Here is a 6,302-nt window from a genome sequence, read left to right as displayed (position 1 = left end):
TGGCGTCTGTCCTGTTCCTGGGCGAAGCCTGGGCTCACTTCCGCACTTGGCGTGCGATCCTTCTTCTGGCCGCGCTGGCGCTGGGGCACGTGCTCCGTCTTGGCTGGCTGCGCCGATCCACAACGGCGGAACGCGCCTACGAACAGCGCGGTTTCTACACCGCGCTGCGGATCTGGGCCCTCACCGTCGTGGCGATCGTCATCGCCATGTTCCCTTCCCCCTAGCGACAGGCTCTTCCTTCGTCGTTGATCCCAGCCCTGTCCATCGTCTCGCAGCTTGCCGCCCTTGTCTGGATGGTGGGCGCACCGCGCACAAGGGAGCCTGGAAGGCGCGCACTCGCGTCCGTCGCCTGATGCAGTCCTCCACCTCCGGGCTCTTCCCCTTCGACCAACTGCCTGACAACAGGACGGCGGCGCACCATCTGCACCCCCGTCGGGGTTCTGTAGATCACATGGCACGCGACGGGGAGGAGGCACGTGCCCGTCTGAGGTCAGAGGCCGAGCCGCTCACGTCATCCCCTCGATGACTTTCGGCGACCGGGTTCTGGTGGTGCTTGGACAATTCTCTCGTGCCGCCAAAGAGATCGGGCGTGAAGTCCGCACCGTCGAGAATCTCGCCCTGTACTACTGGGCGGTCAACCCCCGGCTGGCGAACGTGCGGCAGTTACGGGAGTTCGCCGTTCGGGTCGTCGGGCGCGTCCCCGCCGCTGACGATCGAATCAAGTACGACCGCCTCTTCGAGGCAGGAGACCCGGTGAACAGGCGCTTCTACATGGAGCTAGTGCCCGTGGCCGGGGAGCTGGTCAACCGCTTCATCGATGTGGAGCCGTAGCGCCGGCTGCGGGACCTTCCCCGGGCGTTACGGGCCGGGGGCGCGTCCCTGCTCGCCACCTTGAGCGGGAAGCAGGCCTTCCAGTGCGTCCTAGGTCGATGGCGGGGGGCCTGCCCGACCCAAGCTGAGCCGATGGACGAGGCTGCTCGGGAATCGTCGGCGTCCTGAGAACTGCTCGCCAAGAGCGCTGCCCGTTCGCCAGCCAGGGACGGATCCGCCGCAGGGTGAGGCTGCCTGGCCTCTCAGCTGCGAGCCGCGACCAGGCGTTCCGCCAGCCACACGGCAGGCAGGACGTCGCCGGGCTGCCCCAAGAGGCGAGGGAGCATTTCCTCCAGACGCCGCGGATCCCCGCTCGTGAAGAACCGGGTATCGGGGCGGGCAGGCAGAGGCGAGGCGAGGTGCCGCTCGGCCAGCAGGCGGGCCGTCTGGCGGGCGATGGCCGGTGAGGGATCGATGACCTGCACCCCCGGCCCCGCAAGCTCCTGGATCAACGGGATGACGAACGGGTAGTGCGTGCAGCCGAGCACGAGGGTGTCGACGCCGCGCTCGAGTAGCGGCTCCAGGCCGCGCCGTACGATGGCGCGCGTCTCCGCCCCGTCGAAGTCGCCGGCCTCGATCTGCTCGACCAGCCCCGGCAGCGTCTGCTGGACCACCTCGACCCCGCCGGCGAAACGCTCCACGACTGAGGCGAACAGCGCCCCCTGGAACGTGGCCGGCGTGGCCAGTACCCCGACGACCTTGGTCTGCGAGCTCTCCGCCGCCGGCTTGACGGCCGGTTCCATGCCGACGAAGGGCACGGCCGGAAACGTCAAGCGCAGGTGCTGCAGCGCGGCGGCCGAGGCGGTGTTGCAGGCGACAACGATAAGCTTGGCGCCGAGATCGAGCAGAAACCGGGTGATGCCCACCGAGAATGCCTGGACTTGCTGCAGCGGCCTGGGGCCGTACGGGACGTGCGCCTGGTCCGCCAGGTAGACAACGGCCTCTTGCGGCAGCGCCGACAGGATCTGGCGCAGGACCGAGAGGCCACCCAGGCCGGAATCGAAAATGCCAATCGGGGACTCACCCATGGCGATCGCCTTGAATTGGGTCCAGGTCGAGGCCTATCCGGGTCGCGATCGGGCGGCGGCGATCAAGCCCTGGAAGAGCGCCGCCGATTCGGGCCGTGCCGGCATCCGTTCGGGATGCCATTGTACTCCGAGGTAGTATGGATGGCCTTCTAGTTCCGCGGCCTCAATCACGCCATCCGGCGCGAAGGCGATCGGTCGCAGGCCCGAGCCGGGCTGCTCGATCGCTTGGTGATGGGCGCTGTTGACCTGCACGATCGGGGCCTCCACTCGAGCTGCCAGCAGGCTGTCCTCGGCGATGGACACGGCATGCACCGGCTGTTCAGAGGGCTGACCTTCCGGGTCGTGGCGGATGGGGCCGGGCCGCTGGCTGGGGAGGTCCTGAAACAAGGTGCCGCCCGCAGCCACGTTGATCACCTGCAGGCCGCGGCAGATGGCGAGCAGCGGTTTGGGATCGTCCGCCGCCCAACGCGCCAGCTGCAGTTCGGTCTCATCGCGCTCGGGGTCGAGGCTGCGCAGTTCGGTGACGGCGGTCCGTCCGTAGCGTTCAGGGGAGAGATCTCCCCCGCCGGTCAGCAGCAGGCCGTCCAGGCGGCCGTACAGCTGGCGTAGCGTCGCCGGCGGCAGGCCATAGGGCACAATCAGGGGCAGACCGCCGGCAAGCTCGACCGAGCGGACATAGGCCTGGATCCGGTCGGCGAGTTTGGCCGAGAGGTCCGTCGTGGGCAGGGAGGTGGTCAGGCCAATCAGCGGCGCGCCAGGCATCGGTCCTCGCTGACTGCAAGTGCAGGCAGTCCTGTCTGGGGTTGGGCCGGAAATGGCACAGGGGTTCGGGCCAAGCCCAAACCCCCGCTCGCATTCAATCGGATCCGTTCCAGAGCGCCCGTCCGCTGGCGCATCGGCCGAGGGTCCGGTGACTAGGCCTTGCGCTTCTCGGTCAGTCGGGCCCGCTTGCCAGTGCGCTCGCGCAAGTAGTACAGCTGCGCCCGGCGCACACGCGCCTGCCGCTGGACCTCGATCTTCTCGATCCGTGGTGAGCGAAGCAGGAAGGTGCGCTCGACGCCGATCCCGTGGGAGGCCGTGCGGCGCACGGTGAAATTGGCGTTGTTCCCGCCTTTGCGCAGCCGGATCACCGTTCCGCGAAATTCCTGGATGCGCTCGCGATCGCCTTCCTTGATCCGGACGTGCACGTTGACCGTGTCGCCCGGGTTGAGCTGGGGGATTTGGGGGTTGGCCGCAGCTTCCACAGCCTTGAGCTGTTCGTGCATGATGACCCGTCCTTGTCTCAGGGCAAACGACCGCCGCCCCACGCTTCTGGGCGGCGCAGATCCCTATCATACCACGGGGCCGGTGTGGCCGTCCAGAACTGCGGCCCGTTCCTCCTCTCTTCCGCTCTGCTCTCCCCTCCGCTTCGCTTTCCCCTCCGCTTCGCTCCGGGGACCTTCGGCGGGGACCTTCAGCGGGGACCTTCGGCCCTGAAAGGGGGAGGGAAAAGGAGGGGGTCGCGCCGGATAGGCCAGGGCTATTGCCAGGGAATCTGATGGGAGGCGATGGCGATGTTGGGCTCGGTCAATCTGCACCCACCCCAACCCTTCCCCAACCAGGGGGAGGGCGCATGCGTCGATCCAGGTGCACGAGCCCGGTCCCTCCTCCCTGCGCTTCTGGGACCGTCGGCGCGGGCCCTAGGCCCTGAAATTGGGTCGGGGGACTGCCCCTGATGCGACCCCCGCCTCACGAGGGGATCAGGAAGCGGCGCGCCAGCAGCAGGCCGGCAAGGGACTTCGCATCCTCGAGTAGCCCAGATTCCACCAAGCCAGCCAGCTCCAGCAAGGGGACTCTCTCGACGTGCAGGTCTTCGTCGGCGTCGGGCGCCAGGGGAGCGGGCGTCAGGGCGCCGGCGAGGTACAGGTGGATGTACTCGGTCGAGTAGCCCGGAGCGATGTAGAACCCGCCCAATCGCTCGATCCTGCCGGGGGCCATCCCGATCTCTTCGCGGCACTCCCGGACGGCGCAGGCTGCCGGATCCTCCCCCGGCTCAATCGTGCCCGCTGGAAGCTCGAGCATCGTCTTCCCGCATGGGTGACGGTACTGCCGGACAAACCAAACGTTGCCTTCCTGGTCAACCGGAACGAGGGCGATCGCCTGCGGATGGTCGACAACCTCGACCACCATCTTCGCACCATCAGGGCGGCGGACCTCGTCGACCCGGACGCGGAACGACCGTCCCTGAAAGCATTCCTCCGACTGGATCACGCTGTAGGCCATGAGCCCTCCTGCCAGATCGGGCGCCTCAGCCTGGATCGGCTGGGGACCCCCTCGGACAACCAACGGGGTTCGGACAAGGCCCGAACCCCGGGTACAGTCAGCGTGCGCTTACGAAGGCCGGTCGGCTGGTCTGGGTCTGCTGCGAGGGTCTCAGCTCTCGCACGGGATCGTAAGTTCCTGGCCAGGGTAGATCAGCCAGGGTGAGACGATGTTGTTGGCGGAAGCGATTTCCTTCCAGAAGTCCGGATCGTAACCCAGGTTGATGCTGATGCGGAACAGCCGTTCACCGGGCTTGACAATGTACTTGTATGGGCAGCTGGGCTTGGCTGGGATGGTTGTGGCCAATGGCGTGGGCGAGACCAGCGGTGTCGTCGACAGCGAGGTCGGCCCCGGCGGGGCTGCAGTCGGAACGCTCCCGCTGGGCGGTGCCTGGGTGGCCTGGGCACCCCCGCCGGCCGCCTGGGCGGTTTGTGTCAGCAGGGCATAGCGCACGGCTTCCATCGTCGCCTGCAGGCCGGATGAAGCCCCGGGAGTCCCGGCGGGCGTGCCGGCGGCACCGGTGGGGGGCGGCGGGGTGGAGGCGCTTCGGGTGCAGGCGGAGAGCGTGAACAGCAGCAACAGCGCCAGGACCAGGAACGGCAATCGGCGCAAGACCAGCATCGGTTCCTCCCGTGGGTCCTCCGGGGATCGGACGCAGTCCCAGACGCCCCAACGGCCGGCATGCTAGCACAGCCGTACAGGTGCGTCAAGCGGCCATGAGGGCCCGCCAGGCTCCGATGCAAGAGGTATGCCACAGCTGCAGGACTATCGCTCGGGGTGAGGACGGCTTCACGACCGCTGCCCGTGCAGGGGTTCGCCCGGCGGCCGCGAAAGGCCTTAGTTCTGTGTCTGGAGAATCGTGGTGACGATCGTGCCGCCGGAGCCGCCGACGTTTTGGGCCATGCCCAGGCGGGCGCGGTCCAGCTGGTTGCGGCCAGCCTCCCCCCACAGCTGCCGGACCACCTCGACGATCTGATACACGCCCGTGGCGCCGACCGGGTGGCCGCGAGCCTTGAGGCCGCCATGGGTGGCGATCGGCAGCCGGCCGCCCGCCGCCAGCTCTCCGTCCAGAGCCAGGCGAGGTGCTTGGCCCGGCGCCGCGAAGCCGCTGGCCTCGAGCGACAGGGCCGACATGATGCTGAAGGCGTCATGCAGTTCGAAGAAGTCGATGTCTTGCGGGCCGACGCCGGCCATGGCGTAAGCGCGGGCCGACGACTCCTCGCCAGCCTTCAAGCGCAGAGGCTCCCGCCGGTCGTGGATGGCGATCGTGTCGGTGGCGCTGGCGCAGGCCACCACCCGCAGCGGGGAGCGACCGGGACGCGGTGAGGTCTTGTCCTGGGGCCCAAGCAGGATGGCCGCCGCCCCGTCCCCGATGGGCGAGGCATCCAGCAGGTTGATCGGATCGCAGATCATCCGGGCCTTGCGGTACGCCTCGGCACTGATCCGGTCCTGCAGCCGGGCGAACGGATTGCGCGAGGCGTTGTCGTGGGCCACGATCGAAAACGGGGCGAACTCCTCGTGTTTCCAGCCGTACTCGTGCATGTATCGCTGCATGAGCAAGGCGTTGAGGGCGACGAAGCTGGTGCCGTGCGGCACTTCGAAATCGGCATCGGCTGCCGAGGCCAGCCCAAGCGTGACCTCCGGCCCGAGAGTCTCGGTCATTTTCTCGACCCCGACGACCAGCGCCAGGTCGACCTGGCCCGATGCCACCGCCAACCACCCGGCCCGGAAGGCCGACCCCCCCGAGGCGCAGGCGGACTCGGCTTTGAAGGCCTCGATCCCTCCTAGACCCGACCAGTCAGCGACCTGGGCGCCCAGGTTCAGCTGGCCATTCGGGCCGCAGGCCGCCAGCATGTTGGCGACGACCAGCAGGTCGATGCCCTCGATACCGGCGTCGTGGCGGGCGGCCTGAATCGCTGTCCCGGCGAGGTCGAGGGCCGACTGCCCCCAGTGCTCGCTGACAGGAACCATGCCGTATCCGAGAACACCTACCGGTCGCATTTCACCTTGACAAGCGGACAGCCTGCCGGCGGTTGTTGCCAAGCAGGCTGTCCGGCGAGTGTCGTCCGGGGGCGGTCAGGCCGCCAGGAGCGGTCGGAACTT

The 6,302-nt window shown here is 68.2% G+C and carries 8 protein-coding genes; 2 read left to right on the top strand and 6 right to left on the bottom strand.

The genetic code is table 11. From position 1 onward, the window contains the following. Window positions 1-224, top strand: a 224-nt coding sequence (locus MUO23_10565; GenBank protein ID MCJ7513397.1) for a hypothetical protein, incomplete at its 5' end; no start/stop codon positions are given. A gap of 298 nt (window positions 225-522) precedes the next feature. Continuing rightward, a complete protein-coding gene (locus tag MUO23_10560; protein MCJ7513396.1) occupies window positions 523-831 on the top strand; it encodes a hypothetical protein in 309 nt (102 codons plus the stop codon). Between the two features lie 242 nt (window positions 832-1,073). On the opposite strand, the gene murI is transcribed toward MUO23_10560, so the two are convergent. The 6 genes from murI to MUO23_10530 all read right to left on the bottom strand — a co-directional run bounded on the left by murI (window position 1,074) and on the right by MUO23_10530 (window position 6,170). Next, the gene (murI, locus tag MUO23_10555) at window positions 1,074-1,898 is read right to left on the bottom strand and encodes a glutamate racemase (GenBank protein ID MCJ7513395.1); all 825 of its coding nucleotides are present in this window, start codon (window positions 1,896-1,898) and stop codon (window positions 1,074-1,076) included. A 33-nt stretch (window positions 1,899-1,931) separates the two neighbouring features. Beyond that, on the bottom strand, window positions 1,932-2,660 hold the full coding sequence (locus MUO23_10550; GenBank protein ID MCJ7513394.1) for a gamma-glutamyl-gamma-aminobutyrate hydrolase family protein: 729 nt from the start codon (window positions 2,658-2,660) through the stop codon (window positions 1,932-1,934). Window positions 2,661-2,812: 152 nt separating this feature from the next. Next, window positions 2,813-3,163, bottom strand: a complete 351-nt coding sequence (gene rplS, locus MUO23_10545) for a 50S ribosomal protein L19 (protein MCJ7513393.1) — start codon at window positions 3,161-3,163, stop codon at window positions 2,813-2,815. Window positions 3,164-3,626: 463 nt separating this feature from the next. Continuing rightward, window positions 3,627-4,160, bottom strand: a complete 534-nt coding sequence (locus tag MUO23_10540; protein ID MCJ7513392.1) for an NUDIX hydrolase — start codon at window positions 4,158-4,160, stop codon at window positions 3,627-3,629. A gap of 150 nt (window positions 4,161-4,310) precedes the next feature. Next, window positions 4,311-4,820: a LysM peptidoglycan-binding domain-containing protein gene (locus MUO23_10535; GenBank protein ID MCJ7513391.1), complete on the bottom strand. Its 510-nt coding sequence runs from the start codon at window positions 4,818-4,820 to the stop codon at window positions 4,311-4,313. Window positions 4,821-5,036: 216 nt separating this feature from the next. Beyond that, entirely contained in the window at window positions 5,037-6,170 is a 1,134-nt protein-coding gene (locus tag MUO23_10530) for a thiolase domain-containing protein (protein MCJ7513390.1), read from the bottom strand. Window positions 6,171-6,302: the final 132 nt, after the last annotated feature.

The organism is Anaerolineales bacterium, from assembly GCA_022866145.1.
In the GTDB taxonomy this organism is placed as follows: domain Bacteria; phylum Chloroflexota; class Anaerolineae; order Anaerolineales; family E44-bin32; genus PFL42.
The sequence above is the reverse complement of the archived record's forward strand: the minus strand, read 5'-3'. Positions and strand labels throughout refer to the sequence as shown.

What these genes read in the sequence shown, in the direction of transcription:
- MUO23_10560 (MCJ7513396.1), top strand. Translation starts at nt 523, where the DNA reads ATGACTTTCGGCGACCGGGTTCTGGTGGTGCTTGGACAATTCTCTCGT.
- murI (MCJ7513395.1), bottom strand. Translation starts at nt 1,898, where the DNA reads ATGGGTGAGTCCCCGATTGGCATTTTCGATTCCGGCCTGGGTGGCCTC.
- MUO23_10550 (MCJ7513394.1), bottom strand. Translation starts at nt 2,660, where the DNA reads ATGCCTGGCGCGCCGCTGATTGGCCTGACCACCTCCCTGCCCACGACG.
- rplS (MCJ7513393.1), bottom strand. Translation starts at nt 3,163, where the DNA reads ATGCACGAACAGCTCAAGGCTGTGGAAGCTGCGGCCAACCCCCAAATC.
- MUO23_10540 (MCJ7513392.1), bottom strand. Translation starts at nt 4,160, where the DNA reads ATGGCCTACAGCGTGATCCAGTCGGAGGAATGCTTTCAGGGACGGTCG.
- MUO23_10535 (MCJ7513391.1), bottom strand. Translation starts at nt 4,820, where the DNA reads ATGCTGGTCTTGCGCCGATTGCCGTTCCTGGTCCTGGCGCTGTTGCTG.
- MUO23_10530 (MCJ7513390.1), bottom strand. Translation starts at nt 6,170, where the DNA reads ATGGTTCCTGTCAGCGAGCACTGGGGGCAGTCGGCCCTCGACCTCGCC.